Source organism: Lelliottia sp. (assembly GCF_045627565.1).
Lineage (GTDB): Bacteria > Pseudomonadota > Gammaproteobacteria > Enterobacterales > Enterobacteriaceae > Enterobacter.
The window spans coordinates 225,878-243,014 of record NZ_JAZQNX010000008.1; the positions used below are offsets into that span (position 1 = coordinate 225,878).

At 52.9% G+C, this 17,137-nt stretch carries 14 protein-coding genes; 8 read left to right on the top strand and 6 right to left on the bottom strand.

What is annotated here, in order from left to right:
* Positions 1-53: 53 nt before the first annotated feature.
* Entirely contained in the window at positions 54-941 is an 888-nt protein-coding gene (rhtA, locus tag ACKI5T_RS05940) for a threonine/homoserine exporter RhtA (RefSeq protein WP_012016700.1), read from the bottom strand.
* 356 nt (positions 942-1,297) lie between these two features.
* On the opposite strand from rhtA, the gene ompX reads away from it, so the two are divergent.
* Positions 1,298-1,816, top strand: a complete 519-nt coding sequence (gene ompX / locus ACKI5T_RS05945; protein ID WP_059178562.1) for an outer membrane protein OmpX — start codon at positions 1,298-1,300, stop codon at positions 1,814-1,816.
* Between the two features lie 136 nt (positions 1,817-1,952).
* On the opposite strand, the gene ACKI5T_RS05950 is transcribed toward ompX, so the two are convergent.
* Together ACKI5T_RS05950 and mntS are read right to left on the bottom strand one after the other, a co-directional pair.
* A complete protein-coding gene (locus ACKI5T_RS05950) occupies positions 1,953-3,536 on the bottom strand; it encodes a phosphoethanolamine transferase (RefSeq protein WP_407436283.1) in 1,584 nt (527 codons plus the stop codon).
* A gap of 278 nt (positions 3,537-3,814) precedes the next feature.
* A complete protein-coding gene (gene mntS, locus ACKI5T_RS05955; RefSeq protein WP_041689350.1) occupies positions 3,815-3,943 on the bottom strand; it encodes a manganase accumulation protein MntS in 129 nt (42 codons plus the stop codon).
* A 183-nt stretch (positions 3,944-4,126) separates the two neighbouring features.
* Here mntS and mntR point away from each other — a divergent pair, with 183 nt between their 5' ends.
* The 6 genes from mntR (at position 4,127) to ACKI5T_RS05985 (ending at position 10,479) form a co-directional block, all read left to right on the top strand.
* Positions 4,127-4,600: a manganese-binding transcriptional regulator MntR gene (mntR, locus tag ACKI5T_RS05960; protein WP_407436286.1), complete on the top strand. Its 474-nt coding sequence runs from the start codon at positions 4,127-4,129 to the stop codon at positions 4,598-4,600.
* The gene (locus ACKI5T_RS05965) at positions 4,597-5,697 is read left to right on the top strand and encodes an anion transporter (RefSeq protein ID WP_407436288.1); all 1,101 of its coding nucleotides are present in this window, start codon (positions 4,597-4,599) and stop codon (positions 5,695-5,697) included. The genes mntR and ACKI5T_RS05965 overlap by 4 nt, the downstream gene beginning before the upstream one ends.
* 101 nt (positions 5,698-5,798) lie before the next feature.
* A complete protein-coding gene (locus ACKI5T_RS05970; RefSeq protein ID WP_407436290.1) occupies positions 5,799-6,839 on the top strand; it encodes an aldo/keto reductase in 1,041 nt (346 codons plus the stop codon).
* A gap of 157 nt (positions 6,840-6,996) precedes the next feature.
* A complete protein-coding gene (locus ACKI5T_RS05975) occupies positions 6,997-8,373 on the top strand; it encodes a glycoside hydrolase family 1 protein (RefSeq protein ID WP_407436292.1) in 1,377 nt (458 codons plus the stop codon).
* Positions 8,374-8,423: 50 nt separating this feature from the next.
* Positions 8,424-9,752 carry a PTS sugar transporter subunit IIC gene (locus ACKI5T_RS05980; protein ID WP_407436294.1) on the top strand — a complete coding sequence of 443 codons (1,329 nt, stop codon included), beginning with the start codon at positions 8,424-8,426 and terminating at the stop codon, positions 9,750-9,752.
* 10 nt (positions 9,753-9,762) lie between these two features.
* A complete protein-coding gene (locus ACKI5T_RS05985) occupies positions 9,763-10,479 on the top strand; it encodes a GntR family transcriptional regulator (protein WP_407436295.1) in 717 nt (238 codons plus the stop codon).
* Between the two features lie 47 nt (positions 10,480-10,526).
* Here the strand turns inward: ACKI5T_RS05985 and ldtB are convergent, their stop codons facing one another.
* A complete protein-coding gene (gene ldtB, locus ACKI5T_RS05990) occupies positions 10,527-11,447 on the bottom strand; it encodes a L,D-transpeptidase (protein WP_407436297.1) in 921 nt (306 codons plus the stop codon).
* A 222-nt stretch (positions 11,448-11,669) separates the two neighbouring features.
* Between ldtB and ACKI5T_RS05995 the strand changes: the two genes are divergently transcribed.
* Positions 11,670-13,265, top strand: a complete 1,596-nt coding sequence (locus ACKI5T_RS05995) for an ABC-F family ATPase (RefSeq protein WP_012016711.1) — start codon at positions 11,670-11,672, stop codon at positions 13,263-13,265.
* A 184-nt stretch (positions 13,266-13,449) separates the two neighbouring features.
* Here the strand turns inward: ACKI5T_RS05995 and ACKI5T_RS06000 are convergent, their stop codons facing one another.
* Together ACKI5T_RS06000 and ACKI5T_RS06005 are read right to left on the bottom strand one after the other, a co-directional pair.
* Positions 13,450-15,813, bottom strand: a complete 2,364-nt coding sequence (locus tag ACKI5T_RS06000; RefSeq protein ID WP_407436300.1) for a TIM-barrel domain-containing protein — start codon at positions 15,811-15,813, stop codon at positions 13,450-13,452.
* A 17-nt stretch (positions 15,814-15,830) separates the two neighbouring features.
* Entirely contained in the window at positions 15,831-17,132 is a 1,302-nt protein-coding gene (locus ACKI5T_RS06005) for an MFS transporter (protein WP_407436302.1), read from the bottom strand.
* Between the last annotated feature and the right edge of the window lie 5 nt (positions 17,133-17,137).

A 17,137-nucleotide genomic window follows, 5' to 3' on the forward strand; every position in this document is an offset into this window, starting at 1 on the left:
ATAAGAATTGGCGTATATTCTGCATGACAAGAAACCATGCAGAATAAGGCATATTAATGTATGTCGATTTCTTTGATTTTAGGTTCAGATCGCATGGTCAGCGTTGAACCCATTGAGGCGGCAATAATCGAGCACAGCGCCAGCACCTGAACCAGCGTCAGGCTTTCGCCCAGGAACACCATTCCGGACATTGCCGCCAGTGCGGGTTCCATACTCATCAGCGTGCCGAAAATACGCGTGGGCAGCCGCGTCAGCGCAATCATTTCGAGTGAATAGGGCAGCGCGGTGGAGAGCACGGCGACCGCAAGACCGATCGGCAATACAGACCATTGCCAGATGGATTCTGTCGCCTGCGCCATGCCGAGCGGAACAAAAATGATGGCGGCAATCAGTGAGCCTAACGCCACCGTGGCGGGTCCATGCTCTTCGCCTGCGCGTTGTCCTGTCAGGATATACACCGCCCAACAGGCGCCTGCACCCAGCGCCAGCGCGGCACCGGTTAAATCGACGTGGGAAATATTCTGCCCAAGCGGCAACAAAAACCACAGCCCAAGCACTGCGAGTACAACCCACACAAAATCTACGGGACGACGGGAAGAAAATAGCGCGACCGCCAGCGGCCCGGTGAATTCCAGCGCGACGGCAACCCCGAGCGGTACGGTTTGTATCGACAGGTAGAAGAGATAGTTCATCGCCCCCAGCGACAGGCCATAGAACAGCAGCGGCAGACGTTGCTCTTTTTTAAACCGCAAACGCCAGGGTTTAAAAATAATCACCAGAATCAGGGTGCCAAGCGCGATACGCAGCGCGGTCACGCCGGGGGCACCTATAATAGGGAAGAGCGATTTTGCCAGCGACGCGCCGCTCTGGATTGAGAGCATAGCAATAAGTATCACGACGATGGGCAACCAGACCGGCGCTTTACGAGACAAACCAGGCATCCTTTCTCCTGTCAATTTATGTCAAAGGGAGTAAAAGTCGCAGTGTAATGGAAATAAAAGGTGAGCGGTTGAGACTTTGTTGAAAAAAAAGTTGCCGTAAATCCGTAAAATGGCGGCGAGTTGATGAATTTATCAGCTAATAGATTAGGAATAATCTGGATGAATGTAACGTCATTGACGCGCAAAATTAGCGAATAAATGTGGAAATTCGGAGTTATTTGAACGAGATAGCTTCTCGTTGAAATGTTCTGTTACATCAAAGACTCGGTTAGACATTACGAATCACAAAGAGTTTCACCAGATTTTTTGATATATTTAAAACTTACGGATTTACTTGAAGCACATTTGAGGTGGTTATGAAAAAAATTGCATGTCTTTCAGCACTGGCCGCTGTTCTGGCTGTTTCCGCAGGTACTGCTGTAGCTGCTACTTCTACCGTTACCGGTGGTTACGCTCAGAGCGATATGCAGGGCGTTGTCAACAAAGCTAACGGTTTCAACCTGAAGTATCGTTACGAGCAAGACAATAACCCGCTGGGCGTGATCGGTTCTTTCACTTACACCGAGAAAGATCGCTTTGAAGATGGCGCATATAACAAAGCTCAGTACTACGGTGTTACCGCAGGTCCAGCTTTCCGCCTGAATGACTGGGCAAGCATCTACGGTGTTGTAGGTGTTGGCTACGGTAAATTCCAGCAGACCGAGAACGAAAGCCTGAACCGCAGCGCGACTAACAGCGATTACGGTTTCTCTTACGGCGCAGGTATGCAGTTCAACCCAATCGAAAACGTTGCTCTGGACTTCTCCTATGAGCAGAGCCGCATCCGCAACGTTGACGTTGGCACCTGGATCGCAGGCGTGGGTTACCGCTTCTAATCACTTCGGTGATGAAATAAAAATCCGCCCACTGTGGCGGATTTTTTTTGAAGGTAACAGCAAAAACGGCAACCCTTGGGTTGCCGTTTTGTATTTGTACTTTCTCACACCTGGAGAGAGTAGCAGGCCGCACAAGTTAGCGACTTTTTATCTCAAACACATCGGTTCCCAAATGCGTGTACTCCACTTTCTGTAACTTAAAGTTGGTAATGTAGGCGGGGGGCGCTTTCTTGTTTGAAACAAACGGATAATTGTTGACGATCTCTTTTGCAGAAATCCCGGTCCACTGCGCGAAAAAGTTCAGGAAATCGTTCGCTGATCGGCGCGCTTTAATCACACGATGCTTTTTATCATCGCTCGACAGCACCATAAACGGCACCTGAAAGTTCTGCTGGAACTTATCATCGTGCGCCAGGTACTGCACCGCTTTACCCCGTTCTTTGAACGCCAGACCATGATCCGAGAAGTACACCATAGAGAAGCTGTCACCCGTGTTTTGTAACTGGGTATACAGTTTGCTCAACAGATCGTCGGTTTGCGTCATCGTATAGAGATAGCAGGACGTCTCTTTTGACTGCACGAATTCTGCGTATTTCCCCTGCGTGCGATCGCACGCTTGCGGGTGCGATCCCATCAGATGCAGGACGATCAGCTGAGGCTGGGTGCGTTGAGAAGCAAATACCTGCGACGTCATCTTCAACAGGGCTTCATCTTTGGTGTTTTTATCCGCCTCGAAATCGCCATTTTTCAGAAACTGGGCTTCGTCTGCACGTTTCGCAATACTGGCAATCGCCGTGTCATATTCACCGATTTGGCCCTGATTGGAAAACCACCACGTCTGGAAACCGGCGCGGTTGGCTAACGTGACAAAGTTATCCTGATACTGCGGTTTCCCATCGACCACGCGGCTTAACGTCAGGCCAAGTGACTTTTGCGTTGATCCGCTTGCTGCGATGTAATCCGTAAACAGCGTACCGTTCACTGAGCTGGCAAACGGTGTGTTATTCCAGTGACCGCCAAAGGCGCCCAGCGCATCGCGGCGCGCGCTCTCGCCAATCACGACCACATAAGTATGGTACTTCGGCTTCACGGCCAGCACGTTCCAGGTGTCTTTCATGTTTGAAAGCTCAGCCATACGCGCCTGCTCGTCGATCACTTCTTTATTGTTCACCACAATATCTTTTACGAAGCGGAAAACCGGATAACCCGTGTCTTTCAGCTTGAAAACACCGCCCCACGCCAGGTTTTGTACCGGTGCGACAAAAAATGCCGCGGTGCTTACGATCAGGCACAGATTATCAATTTTGCTCCATGACTTTTTCTCTTGCGGCTGACGACGCACGGCAATCACGCCCAGCGCAAAAATGAACAGGCCAATGACGTAGCTGTACCATGGGAAAATCGTCAGGATCTCCGTCGACTCTTCCATATTGGTGGAGTGCAGCGCGAGCAGGGTATTAAAGTTGGGGGCGCCATAAGCCTGACCAAACGGGTAATACATCGCGGCAACCACAGAGCAAATTCCCACCACCGCTTTTTGCACACGCGGTGCGCTTCGCCACATCAGATGCAGCAGGCAGGTAAACGCGACGGCGTACAGCAGGCTATAAGGATAGCCAAGCGCAAAGTTAATCAGCAGTGATTGCAGAAAGTAGAATCCCGTCCACGGGCTTAAGGCCCGGCTGCGGGTAACGATCGTGTCTTTCAAGGTTAAATTCATAGGTCACTATCATAAAACGCCATGTGCTCACCCTGGCGTCGAGGGTCAAAGCCTGCCTGACAGTGCGTGGAGAGGGAATGAGGGTCCGCTTCAGCGAGCCGCAAATGGTGCAGGGCTGCAAGAAGATAGAGCCAGTCGGCAATTAGGTCAACAGTTGCTAATAAGATGTTTTGCGAGAGGGGCTGCAAATCCGTAAAAAAAATCGGGGAATGGGGGACAAACGGCCAGAATACGTAGTGAATATGACAGAAAAATGAAGCGGCGTACCGCAACGCCGCTTAGTGATTGGGTTTGTCGTTCTGCTGTGGCTTGCCGTTAAAAATGTCGCATAGCATGTTCAACAGCATTAACCGCACTTTAAAGGGGGAGTGGCTAAACACGTTCATGCACCTCTTGAATTCGTTCATGTGACCTCCTGATTTCAGATCCCTTCGATCCGTGAAGGGTGACTGCATTACATACAGATATAGCACAGGCTATATTGTATAGCTATGGCTAATTCGTTAATTTTTTGTGCTTGTAGAGCTATGGTTTACACTGTGCGCTTTCGTTATAGGACGCCACAGGCGTCACCCCACTGAGGAAGTACAATGAACAGTCGCGCAGGTAAACCAACTACAAAAAAAAAGACGCAACTGGTGAATGTTGAAGAGCATGTTGAAGGGTTTCGTCAGGTGCGTGAGGCGCACCGTCGCGAATTGATTGATGACTACGTCGAGCTGATTTCCGATCTTTTTCGTGAAGTCGGTGAAGCCCGTCAGGTGGATATGGCCGCGCGCCTTGGCGTTTCTCAGCCTACGGTCGCGAAAATGTTAAAACGCCTGGCGTCAGTAGGACTGATCGAAATGATCCCCTGGCGCGGTGTTTTCCTGACACCGGAAGGTGAAAAACTGGCCCAGGAGAGCCGGGAGCGCCATCAGATCGTCGAAAACTTTTTGCTGGTTCTGGGTGTGAGTCAGGATACGGCCCGTCGTGATTCGGAAGGGATCGAGCATCACGTCAGTGCAGAGACGCTGGAGAGATTCCGCGAATTTACCCTCAAATACGGTTCGCCCACAGAATGAACATCCCTGGACTGCAGGCGCTTGCCCGCGATCGGTTTTTCCACCTTCTATTAGTCATTGGTGTCGGGCTGAGTTTTTTTGTGCCTTTTGCGCCAAAAACCTGGCCGGAGGCCATCGACTGGCACACGATCATCACCCTCAGCGGGCTGATGATGCTCACCAAAGGCGTAGAGCTCAGCGGTTATTTTGACGTGCTGGGGCGTAAAACGGTGCGTCGGTTTGCCACTGAGCGCAAATTAGCCCTTTTTATGGTGCTGGCCGCCGCGCTGCTATCCACGTTTCTGACCAACGATGTGGCGCTTTTCATCGTGGTGCCGCTCACCCTGACATTACGCAAGCTGTGCGAAATCCCGGTTAACCGACTGATTATCTTTGAAGCGCTGGCCGTTAATGCCGGATCGTTGCTGACGCCAATCGGCAACCCGCAAAACATTTTGCTGTGGGGGCGTTCGGGGCTGTCGTTCGCGGCCTTTACCTGGCAAATGGCGCCGCTGGCGCTGGCCATGATGGCGTCGCTGCTGGTGGTCTGTTGGTTCGCATTTCCCAATAAAGCGCTCAATTATCATAGCGGAAGCGTCACTCCCCAGTGGAAGCCGCGCCTGGTATGGGGTTGTCTGGCGCTGTATATCGTTTTCCTGACGACTCTTGAACTGAAGTTCGCCCTCTGGGGCGCATTGCTGGTGGCGGCGGGCTTTTTGGTACTGGCGCGTCGTGTACTGATAAGCGTCGACTGGACGTTGCTGCTGGTGTTTATCGCCATGTTTATCGATGTGCATCTGCTGATTCAACTGCCTGCTTTGCAGGGCGCGCTGCACAGCGTGACCGATTTGTCACCCCTCGGGCTGTGGCTGACGGCAATTGGATTGTCGCAATTCATCAGTAACGTGCCGTCTACCATTTTGCTGATCAATTACGTGCCGCCAACCGTTCTGTTGGCCTGGGCCGTGAACGTCGGAGGATTTGGCCTGTTGCCAGGGTCTCTGGCGAACCTGATCGCGCTCAGAATGGCGAACGATCGGCGTATCTGGTGGCGTTTTCACGTCTGGTCGCTGCCGATGCTTATCTGGGCGGCATTGATTGGCTTTATGCTGGTTTAGAGAAATGGGCAAGAAATAGACAGGAACGACACATTCGCAATCGGGACCAGAGAGGTATAACTCTCTGGTAGCTTTTAAACGAAGATTGCGAGGAGCGTCGTATGCGTTATCAAAAACTGGGTAATACGGGTCTGTTTGTTTCCGAACTGTGCCTTGGCACCATGACGTTCGGGGGTGAAGACGGCATGTGGGGAAAGATTGGCCAGCTTCAGCAAAGCGATGCCGAAAAGCTGGTGGGGGGAGCGCTGGATGCGGGTATCAACTTTATTGATACCGCCAATGTCTATTCGGAAGGGCGCTCGGAAATCATCACCGGGCAAGCGCTGAAGAACCTGAAAATTCCGCGTGAAAATGTGGTTGTCGCCACAAAAGTCTTTGGCGAAACCGGCACGGCGGGCGTTAACTCTCGCGGCAGCTCGCGATACCACATCATCAACAGTGCGAAAGAGAGCCTGCGACGCATGCAGCTCGATCATATCGATCTCTATCAACTCCATGGTTTTGACCCGGCCACACCAATCGAAGAGACACTTTACGCTCTGGATAATCTTGTCCAGCACGGTCATGTGCGCTACATCGGCGTGTCAAACTGGGCGGCCTGGCAAATTGCCAAAGCACTGGGGATTTCTGAGCGTCTTGGGTTGGCCCGTTTTGCGTCGTTGCAAGCGTATTACACCATCGCCGGGCGTGACCTTGAGCGTGAACTGGTGCCGATGATGCAAAGCGAAGGCGTGGGGTTAATGGTCTGGAGTCCATTAGCAGGGGGATTGCTGAGCGGCAAATATGATCGCGACGGTAAAAGCGAAACTGGCGGACGCCGCCTTCAATTTGATTTCCCACCGGTGGATAAAGACCGTGCATTCGATTGTGTCGATGTAATGCGCACCATTGCCGACAGCAAAGGCGTCTCCGTCGCGCAAATCGCGCTGGCCTGGCTGCTGAATCAGAAAGTGGTCAGCAGCGTGATTATTGGCGCAAAACGCGTCGATCAGCTCGACGATAATATTGCTGCAACGGACATTCGCCTGAGCGACGATGAGTTAAAACAGCTGGATGCTGTCAGCGCGTTACCGCGTGAGTATCCAGGCTGGATGCTGGAGCGGCAGGGTGAATATCGCCGTCATCAGTTAGCTCAGCAGTAATATTGAGTTCTGATCTTCAAGCCGGATCCGCATTGCGCATCCGGCTTTTTTATTTCTATCCCGCTCACAAAAAACGATCCTTATCTTTGATTGATTTTTCATCTTTGGCTATATGACTAGTCATGAAATTTAAATGACTAGTCATATAGGAGCGAACATGAATCAATCACTACCGGCGAATTTTTTATGGGGAAACTCAGTTTCCAGCATGCAGACGGAAGGCGCGTGGAACGAGGGCGGAAAAGGGATGTCGGTGTATGACATTCGCGAAGTCGGTGAAAACGCATCCGACTGGAAAGTGGCGACCGACTCGTATCACCGCTACAAAGAAGACTTTGATTTAATGCAGGATCTGGGCATGAACTGCTACCGTTTCCAGATCTCCTGGAGCCGCGTCTGCCCGCAGGGTGACGGCGAATTTAACGAAGAGGGCATCGCCTTTTACGATCGGTTCATCAACGATCTGATCGTGCGCGGCATAGAGCCGATGGTGTGCCTGTATCACTTCGACATGCCGCTGGCGCTGGCGAACGAATACAACGGATTTATGGACAGGCGAGTGATGGACGCATTTATCCGTTACGGCAAAAAAATGATCGACTGCTACGGCGACCGCGTGAAGTACTGGTTGACCTACAACGAGCAGAATATCTTCCATATGCCGGAAGCGTTCCGTGTTTCAGGGTATATGAAAGGCGAGCAAACCCTGCGCGAGCTGTACCAAATCCAGCATCACACGATGGTGGGGCACATGGCGCTGACCGAATATTTGCATCAGGCGAAACCGGGTCAGTTGATGGGCGGTATGCTGGCGCATCAGCTGATTTATCCCGCCACCTGCAAGCCGCGCGACATCTTCTGCGCGCAGCAATATGATGAATTCCTCAACCAGAATCTGCTGCGCGTCTTTGCCGGTCAGGGCTATAGCCCCGCGGTGATGGCGGTGGTGGAACAGCAGGGTTTCAGCGATATTTATCGCGCAGAGGATCTGGCGCTGCTGGCGCGCACCAAAAATGACTACATGGCCTTTAGCTATTACGCCAGCAAAACGCTGGACAGCGATCCGATCCCAGAAGGCACACCCGTTAATTATTATCTCGCGCACGGCGAAAAAAATAACCCGTTCCTGAAGGCCACCGAATGGAACTGGCAAATCGATCCGCTGGGCTTTCGCACCATTATCACCCGCTATTACAACGACTGGCGTTTACCGGTATTCCCGATTGAAAACGGGATCGGCGTTATCGAATCCTGGGATGGGGTCAATCAGGTCGAAGACGATTATCGCATCGACTATCACCGTAAGCATTTTGACGCCATGAAAGCAGCCATGTTTGAAGACGGCGCGCAGGTTATCGGTTATCTCGGCTGGGGGTTGATCGATATTCTCAGCTCACAGGGTGATATGCGTAAGCGCTACGGTGTGGTGTATGTCAACCGTGAAAACCACGATCTGAAAGACCTGAAACGCGTGCCGAAAAAGAGCTACGCCTGGTTGAAACAGGTCATCCATAGTAACGGACGCGATTTGTAAGTCGTACGCTGCCGGACCGTTTTTGTGACTGATTGATGGGAATATCCGCTATGTCTGATACAAAAATTACACCTGCGATGCAGTCTTTTGTTGATAAGTTTGTTGAGTTCTCAGCGCGCCTGGCAAATCAGGTGCACTTACGTTCTCTGCGCGACGCTTTTGCCACGGTCATGCCCATTTTCATTCTCGCCGGACTTGCGGTGCTGGTGAATAACGTGGTGTTTCCGTGGGTGCTGGAGGGCGACACGCTTGCCCAGTTTAAAGTGTGGGGCGAGGCGATCATTAACGGCACGCTGAATATCGCGGCGCTACTGTTAGCGCCGATGATTGCCTGGTCGCTCGCACGCAACAAAGACTTCGACAATCCGGTCTCGGCAGTGGTTATCGCTGTCAGCAGTTTTATCATTATGATGCCGATGCAGTTACAGCTGGTTCCCGTGGGGAGTCAGACGGCGGTGAACGTCACGCAGGTGCTGACGTTCGCCAATATTGGCTCGACGGGGATCTTTGCGGGTGTGCTCATTGCCCTGCTTTCTACCGAAATTTTCATCGCCATATCACGCTTAAAATCGCTGCATATTTCGCTGGGCGAGAACGTGCCACCAGCGGTGAGTAAATCGTTCACCACGCTGATCCCGACGATTATTACGCTCTCTCTGTTTGCCGTGCTGGCGGCGCTGCTCGCCAACGTGCTGCACACGGACCTGATTCACCTGATCACCACGTTTATCCAGCAGCCGCTGCGGTTGATCAATACCAGCCTGCCAGGCACGCTTTTTATCTATAGCTTTGGTAATTTCTTGTTTACGCTGGGGATTCATCAGTCGGTAGTGAACAGCGTGATTCTGGAACCGTTCTTATTGATCAACACCAACGAGAACATGATCGCGTTCGCTAACGGACAGCCGATTCCACACATTATCAATAATATCTTTGTCCCTACGTTCGGCATGATTGGCGGAACCGGGAGTACCATTTCCCTGCTGATTGCGATTTTTATCTTTGCACGTCAAAAGTCATCAAAGCAGGTGGCGCGGCTGTCGCTGGCGCCGGGATTGTTCAATATTAACGAGCCAGTGATTTTTGGCCTGCCGATCGTGTTCAACCTGCCGCTGATGATCCCGTTTGTCCTGCTGCCGGCCATCGGCATTTATTTTGCCTGGATCTGTACCACGCTTGGGCTGATGTCGCGCTGCGTGGTCATGATCCCATGGACCACGCCGCCAATACTCAGCGCCTGGCTGGCGACGGCGGGGGACTGGCGCGCGGTGGTGGTGCAGTTGGCAATCATTGTATTTGGTGTATTCTTCTACCTGCCTTTCCTCAAGATTGCTGAGCGAGTGGCGTTAAAAAACAGTGTGATAGCGGATCAATCATAAGGAAAAGGCGATGGCGGCGAAGTACATCACCATAGCGCGGGAAATCAAAAAACGCATTATTAGTCAGCAGTATGCCGCCAACGAACCGCTGCCCGACCAGTTTGCGCTGGCGGCGGAGTTCAGCACCAGTCGCATGACGATTCAGCAGGCCATGCGTCAGCTGATTGTGGAAGGGCTGGTGTATACGCGCCAGGGGCAGGGGACGTTTATCCGTAAAAACTTCCTGCAGCTGTCGCAGTGGGATCTTTCCGGCAGCGACTATTTTGGTGCGACCAAAACCTGGGAACATCTTGGAACTGTCAGCAGCAAAGTGGTGCATTTCGAACTGCGGTTTCCGAATGAGAAAGAGCAGTCTTCGCTGATGATTAATGTCGATACGCCAGTATATGATTTTATCCGTTTACGTTCGCTCAACGGCGAGCCGATGTCGCTGGATTCAACCGTAATGCCGCTGAATCTGGTGCCGGGGCTGAATAAAGCTCACCTTGAAAGCTCGGTGTTTCAGTACGTTCAGGAGACGCTGGGGCTGAAAATTATGGGATCGTATCGGGTGGTTCGTGCCTTAAAACCGACGGCGCTCGATATGCAGCATTTGATATGTGAACAAACCGACCCGGTGCTGGAAGTCGAGCAGGTTATCTATCTGGAAGACGGCACACCGCTGGAATATGCCCACTGCCACTACCGCTACGATCATGGCGGAATCGTCATCGTGAATAACGGATAATAAAAAAGCGGGCTAAAAAGCCCGCTTTTTTTATGTCGCGATTCGAATCAGTTCAAACGAACCGGCATCCCTGAGCGGTTCTGCACGGCCTGATCAACAACCGTCGCTTCAACGTCTGGCTGGGTAGTAACAGCCTGCACGTTGCTCTTCAGATTAATCGGTACGATTTCATTGTTATTAATCTGGTCTTCGCTGGTGGAGAGTGGGTTATGCACTTCAATGTAGCGGCTGCCATCCGGCTCGGAAGTGGCTTTGACAGGCTCATTGATGAACTGTACGCGCGTCCCGACAGGCACGTTCTCGAACAGGAATTTGATATCTTCGTTACGCAGACGCACACAGCCGTGGCTGACGCGCAGGCCTATACCAAAGTTGGCGTTGGTACCGTGGATCGCATACAGACGACCGATGTACAGCGCGTACAGACCCATCGGGTTGTCCGGGCCGGCTGGCACAACGGCTGGCAGAGGTTCACCTGCTGCGATGTATTCAGCGTGCATTTTCGCGGTTGGTGTCCAGGTCGGACCCGCTTTTTTACGTTCGACTTTGGTGGTCCAGTTCAGCGGGGTATCTTTGCCCAACTGACCGATACCAATCGGCAGAACGATCACGGTATTCGTGCCTTTCGGGTAATAGTACAGGCGCATTTCCGCGCTGTTGATCACGATGCCTTCATGGACGGTGTCCGGCAGAATCAGCTGCTGAGGAATGTTCAGCACGGTGCCCGCTTTCGGCAGATACGGGTCAACGCCCGGGTTTGCTTCCAGCATGTTGGACAGGCCCAACTGATATTCAGCTGCAAAATATTCCAGCGGCTGGTCGTTGCCTTCCGGCACGATAACCACCTGGTTTTGACCCACCAGACGGCTACCGTCTGTCGGCAGCGGATAAGTTACCGCAGAAGCGGTATTGCAAAAACCTACTACGGCTAACGCCGCCGCAAAAAGCGTTGATAATTTCATATTCATGTTATGCGAGGTATCTTTGCCACTCTGGCGATTAGTTGATGAGTCTGAGTCAGTGATGGGAGCGCATTATATGTGCATTCCCTTCCCCTGGGAATTCAGATGTGTACGAAATCACATTTTTTTCACTTTCGTTAAAGTTTAGCGGTTCGCTGCAACACGGGATCTCATTTAGGAATTGTGGCATAATGATGTGTTTATCACACTTTTTCGCAGGAATCTCCCGTGTTAGTTACCAGCAACATCACTATGCAGTTTGGCAGTAAGCCGCTGTTTGAAAACATTTCCGTCAAGTTTGGCGGCGGCAACCGTTACGGCCTGATTGGTGCCAACGGTAGCGGAAAATCCACCTTTATGAAGATTCTCGGCGGCGATCTAGAGCCAACGCTCGGCAACGTGTCGCTGGATCCGAACGAACGTCTCGGTAAGCTTCGCCAGGACCAGTTCGCCTTTGAAGAGTTTTCGGTGCTCGACACTGTGATCATGGGACACGGGGAACTGTGGGAAGTGAAACAGGAGCGTGACCGCATTTACGCTCTGGCAGAAATGAGTGAAGAAGACGGCTATAAAGTGGCCGACCTCGAAGTCCTCTATGGTGAGATGGACGGTTACTCTTCCGAATCCCGCGCGGGCGAACTGCTCCTCGGTGTCGGCATTCCCGTTGAGCAACATTACGGCCTGATGAGCGAAGTCGCGCCAGGCTGGAAGCTGCGTGTGCTGTTGGCACAGGCGCTGTTCTCTAACCCAGAAATTCTGCTGCTGGATGAACCGACGAACAACCTGGACATCGATACCATTCGCTGGCTGGAGCAGGTGCTGAACGAACGTGGCAGCACCATGATCATCATTTCGCACGACCGTCACTTCCTGAACATGGTCTGCACCCATATGGCTGACCTGGACTACGGCGAGCTGCGCGTTTACCCAGGCAACTACGACGAATACATGACGGCTGCGACCCAAGCGCGCGAGCGTTTGTTGTCTGATAACGCCAAGAAAAAAGCGCAGATTGCCGACCTGCAATCCTTCGTGAGCCGCTTTAGTGCCAACGCCTCTAAATCTCGTCAGGCAACGTCTCGTGCCCGTCAGATTGACAAAATCAAGCTAGACGAAGTGAAAGCGTCCAGCCGTCAGAACCCGTTCATTCGCTTCGAGCAGGACAAGAAATTGTTCCGTAATGCGTTAGAAGTAGAAGCGCTGACCAAAGGTTTTGATAACGGTCCTCTGTTCAAAAACTTCAATTTGCTGCTGGAAGTGGGCGAGAAAATTGCGGTTCTGGGTGCCAACGGCGTCGGTAAATCCACGCTGCTGAAAACCCTGGTGGCTGAGCTTCAGCCCGATCACGGTACGGTGAAATGGTCTGAAAATGCGCAAATTGGCTATTATGCGCAGGATCACGAATATGAATTCGAAAATGATCTGACCGTATTTGACTGGATGAGCCAGTGGAAACAGGAAGGCGACGACGAGCAGGTTATTCGCGGCATTCTAGGCCGTCTGCTGTTCAGCCAGGACGATATCAAAAAGCCTGCAAAAGTGCTTTCCGGTGGTGAGAAGGGGCGCATGCTGTTTGGCAAGCTGATGCTGGAAAAACCAAACATTCTGGTGATGGATGAACCAACGAACCACCTGGATATGGAATCTATCGAATCGCTGAACATGGCGCTGGAGATGTATCAGGGGACGCTGGTCTTCGTTTCTCATGACCGTGAGTTTGTTAGCTCGTTGGCGACCCGCGTGATTGAGATTACGCCAGAGCGCATCGTGGACTTCACCGGTAACTACGAAGATTACCTGCGTAGCAAAGGCATCGACGGCTAATTTCCCGTCGTCTTTCGCGCTGCAGATGCGTTGGTTTCACCTGTTCACCCCGGTCACTGACTGATGTAAGATTCCGGGGATTTGCAGATTTGTCGCCATACTGCAGCGCGAAATACGAGGGAAATCAACGTGTCCTTTTCCCTCTCCCCGTGGGAGAGGGTTAGGGTGAGGGCCTCAGACCGCTTTATAACACCCACTCACTCCCTTCAACGCCATTCACCAGCAACTTACGTTTTTCGCCCGCCGGTAACGACACTTTCAGCATATTCCACGCCGGACGATAATCACCGCGCGCTTCCACCTTCAGATTAATCGTTGATCCTTCACACACCATTTCCCAGTTCAGCCACAACGCGTTGCCTTTTTGATAACCCCAGCTTTCGCCGTCGTCTTCAAACAGCATGCCAGACGTCGTCCCCACGCCTTTCAGCGGGAACAATTTCAGCTCACGCGTATCATCTTTTTCAGCTGACACATGCGTAATGCGTTCGCTCAGTGGCAGACCCGCCCCGGCGCGCACCAGCAATGGCAGTTTTTCCAGAGGCGCATCGCGGGTAATCCACTGACCGCCGGAGAACCATTCGTGGGTATAAAAATCATACCAGCCAGTTTCGTTGTCAGGCAGCCAGAGGCGACGCTCACGTTGTCCCGCTTCGACGACGCTCGCGACAAGCACATCGCGGCCCAGCAGGAAGTCGTCACACTCTTCGAACGTCTGCGCATCATGCTCGTGATCGAGGAACGTTGGGCGCAGCATCGGCTCGTCGTCAGCGTGAGCCTGCCAGAGGAGGGTGTATAAATACGGCAGCAGCCGATAGCGCAGCTCGATGGCACCGCGAATGGCTGGCGTCACGCCCGGATACATCCACGGCTCATTTACCGTCTGATCGTCGTTCCACGAGTGAATGGTAAACCGCGGATGCATCACGCCGTTCTGTACCCAGCGTACAAACAGCTCAGCGTCAGGTTTATCTCCTGAGAAGCCACCCACATCGTGGCCGACGTTAAACAAGCCAGACAGGCTCATGCCCAGGCCCATGCGGGTGTTATAGCGCAGCGTCTCCCAGTTGGTCCGATTATCGCCGCTCCAGGTCTGGACGTAGCGTTGCATTCCGGCGCAGCCTGAACGCGAGATCAAATACGGCCTTTTTTCTGGTGCAAATTTCTGCTGCGCTTCCATCGACGCACGCATCATCAGCAGCGGCATCACCGGGCGAATGTGTTTGATCGCCATTTCCTGACCGAAGCCGTGACAGCGCGCTTCACCATCCCAGACTTCAAACTCGTTGTTATCATTCCAGGTGGAATCGATCCCCATTTCCAGAATTTGAGTCGTGACACCGTTCTGCCACCACTCGACCGTTTGGGGGTTCGTAAAGTCGAGGTGCGAGCCTTCGTCGTCCCAGAAGCTTGAGCGTTCTGGCGCATCGGTTTCTGAATCGCGGATAAAAAGGCCTTTTTCCGCCACTTCGCTGTAGCGCGGGTGATCCTGTAGCAGGCACGGTTTGATGTTCGCCGCAAGTTTGAGACCCGCGTCGTGGAACGCCTGAGTCATCACTTTGGGCTGCGGCACTTTGTCATAGTTCCAGTTAAAGACGTAGCGCTTGCCATTAATCGAGGTATACCCCGACGACAGCTGGAACGAATCGCACGGGATCGCGTGTTCTTCGCACAGGCGGATGAAGTTCATCAGCTGATTTTGCGCGTCGGGTGCGTCGGTGTAGTGCATGGTCGAACCGCTGTAACCCAGGCTCCATTTCGGGCCAAAAAGCGTTTTCCCGGTCAAGCGCACGAAGGCTTTGGTGACGTCCAGCACGCGTTTGCCGGTAAAAATGTAGTAATCAATATCACCCGCTTCGGCCTGCCAGCGGCGATAGGCGGTGTGGTAGTTGTCGATTTCGTTGCCCAGATCCAGCCAGCAACTGCTCAGGTTGTCGTAAAACACGCCGTAGCTCACGTCATCGCGGCGGGCGATGGTAAACGGAATATGCTTGTACAGCGGATCGGTGCTGACGGCGTTGTACCCCATCGCATCCAGATTGCGCATCTCATAGCGTTTACCGTTGCGCTGCAAATCACCGGCTTTCTCACCCAGGCCATAAAAGCGCTCATCTTTACGACGGCTCAGGTAGTGGGCCGCGCCGTCGCCGTGGGCGTTCAGCAGATAGGCACTTGTTGGCCGGTCATTCACCAGCGCCTGCCATTCACCCGCGTCATTGCGATAATGCCACTCCAGCCACAGCGGCTGATGCACGGTGACGCACAGCTGTTGGGTGGCAATCACCAGCGCGTCGTCCTGCTGCGTGAGCGTCCACGTCGGGCAGCTAAATCCGCTGAGATCTTCACGATGCCGGCCTTCCCACGGCACGTCCTGTTCTGGCGCAATGCTCCAGGTTTTCTCCAGCGCCAGCTCGCCTTTGCGCTTAATCAGCACGCGGAACAGATTCTCTTCCAGCACATACAGGCTCAGGTGATGTTGAGAATCAACCAGCAGTTCCAGATGATTCGCTGACTGCTTCGCCAGCGTCCAGTTTTTCAATGTTTTCATATGCAATACATCCAGTATCAGGCGCGCTTAGCGCGACGTTCAGCAATAAATGCGACCAGGAAAAATGCGCCAACAAGGTCAAAGAAACCCATGGCAATGAACAGCGGGTTAAAACCGATTTTGTCGGCGGTGACGCCGATTAACAGTGAGAACAGGAAGCTGGCGATCCAGGCCGCCGAGCCGCGCATGCCGTTGACGGTCGCCATCTGACCTTTGTCGAATGACTCCACCACGAGGGCGCTGAGCATGCAGGAGATGATCTGATGGCCGAACCCGCCGATAGAGATAAGCGCAATCGTGATATACGGGTCGCGGGTGATAGCAACCGCAGCCAGAGAAATCATTAAGAACGCGCCGGTCACGGAGCTGGCCACCACGGAGTTAACACGCGAGCAGCCGAAAAGACGGGTATAAAGACGGGTGAGATATCCGCTGACCACGCTGCCGAGATCGGCGGCCAGGAACGGCAGCCAGGCAAACATCGCGATCTGTTTCAGGTCCATGCCGTGTTCTTTGGCAAGATACAGCGGAACCCAGAAGCTCAGCACGGCCCAGGCCGGTTCGGCCATGAAAGCGGGAATGGCGATACCGTAGAAACGCTTATTTTTGGACACGGTTTTGAGCGCGGTCAGGAACGGCAGCTTAACGGCTGGTGGCTCGTTATCCTGCTTGATGAACGCCAGCTCGTCTTTGCCCAGATTCGGGTGCTGTTCCGGATTGTGGTAGAACGCCCACCACAAAATCACCCACAGCAGGGCCAGCACGCCGGTAAACATGAACGCGCCCTGCCAGCCGAACGACGCATGAGCAAAGTAAATAATGGGCGGTGCCAGCATCGCACCGATCGAGAAGCCTACGCCTGCCCAACCCGCAGCAATCGGACGCTCAGATTTTGGGAACCATTCGCCAATAGTTTTGGCGTTTGCGGGCGTAGCGGCGGCTTCCGATGCACCCATGAAGAAGCGCAGGATAGCCAGGTGCACCCAACTGCCCGCACCAGCGTGGAAAATACACATAAATGCCCAGATCCCAGCGCAGACCATAAAGCCAATTTTCAGGCCAATCACGTCGATCAGCCAGCCGCATAAGGGCTGGAAAATGGTATAGGCAATCTGAAACGCGCCGACAATCCAGGAATATTGCTCGGTGGTAATCCCCATTGTCGCTTTCAGCTCGGGTGCCAAAATGCCCAGGGAGTTACGGGTAATGTAGTTAACGGTGACGCCCAGCAAAAACAGCACCAGCACATACCAGCGCAGGTTTTTGATGACGCGGCGGGTTTTGCTTGCCACAACCGGAGTATTAATGTCCTGACTCATTTTCT

Coding starts and splice junctions, on each gene's coding strand:
- ACKI5T_RS06005 (WP_407436302.1), bottom strand. CDS start 17,132: ATGAGTCAGGACATTAATACTCCGGTTGTGGCAAGCAAAACCCGCCGC.
- rhtA (WP_012016700.1), bottom strand. CDS start 941: ATGCCTGGTTTGTCTCGTAAAGCGCCGGTCTGGTTGCCCATCGTCGTG.
- ompX (WP_059178562.1), top strand. CDS start 1,298: ATGAAAAAAATTGCATGTCTTTCAGCACTGGCCGCTGTTCTGGCTGTT.
- ACKI5T_RS05970 (WP_407436290.1), top strand. CDS start 5,799: ATGCGTTATCAAAAACTGGGTAATACGGGTCTGTTTGTTTCCGAACTG.
- ACKI5T_RS05980 (WP_407436294.1), top strand. CDS start 8,424: ATGTCTGATACAAAAATTACACCTGCGATGCAGTCTTTTGTTGATAAG.
- ACKI5T_RS05985 (WP_407436295.1), top strand. CDS start 9,763: ATGGCGGCGAAGTACATCACCATAGCGCGGGAAATCAAAAAACGCATT.
- ACKI5T_RS05975 (WP_407436292.1), top strand. CDS start 6,997: ATGAATCAATCACTACCGGCGAATTTTTTATGGGGAAACTCAGTTTCC.
- ACKI5T_RS05965 (WP_407436288.1), top strand. CDS start 4,597: ATGAACATCCCTGGACTGCAGGCGCTTGCCCGCGATCGGTTTTTCCAC.
- ldtB (WP_407436297.1), bottom strand. CDS start 11,447: ATGAATATGAAATTATCAACGCTTTTTGCGGCGGCGTTAGCCGTAGTA.
- ACKI5T_RS05950 (WP_407436283.1), bottom strand. CDS start 3,536: ATGAATTTAACCTTGAAAGACACGATCGTTACCCGCAGCCGGGCCTTA.
- mntR (WP_407436286.1), top strand. CDS start 4,127: ATGAACAGTCGCGCAGGTAAACCAACTACAAAAAAAAAGACGCAACTG.
- mntS (WP_041689350.1), bottom strand. CDS start 3,943: ATGAACGAATTCAAGAGGTGCATGAACGTGTTTAGCCACTCCCCCTTT.
- ACKI5T_RS06000 (WP_407436300.1), bottom strand. CDS start 15,813: ATGAAAACATTGAAAAACTGGACGCTGGCGAAGCAGTCAGCGAATCAT.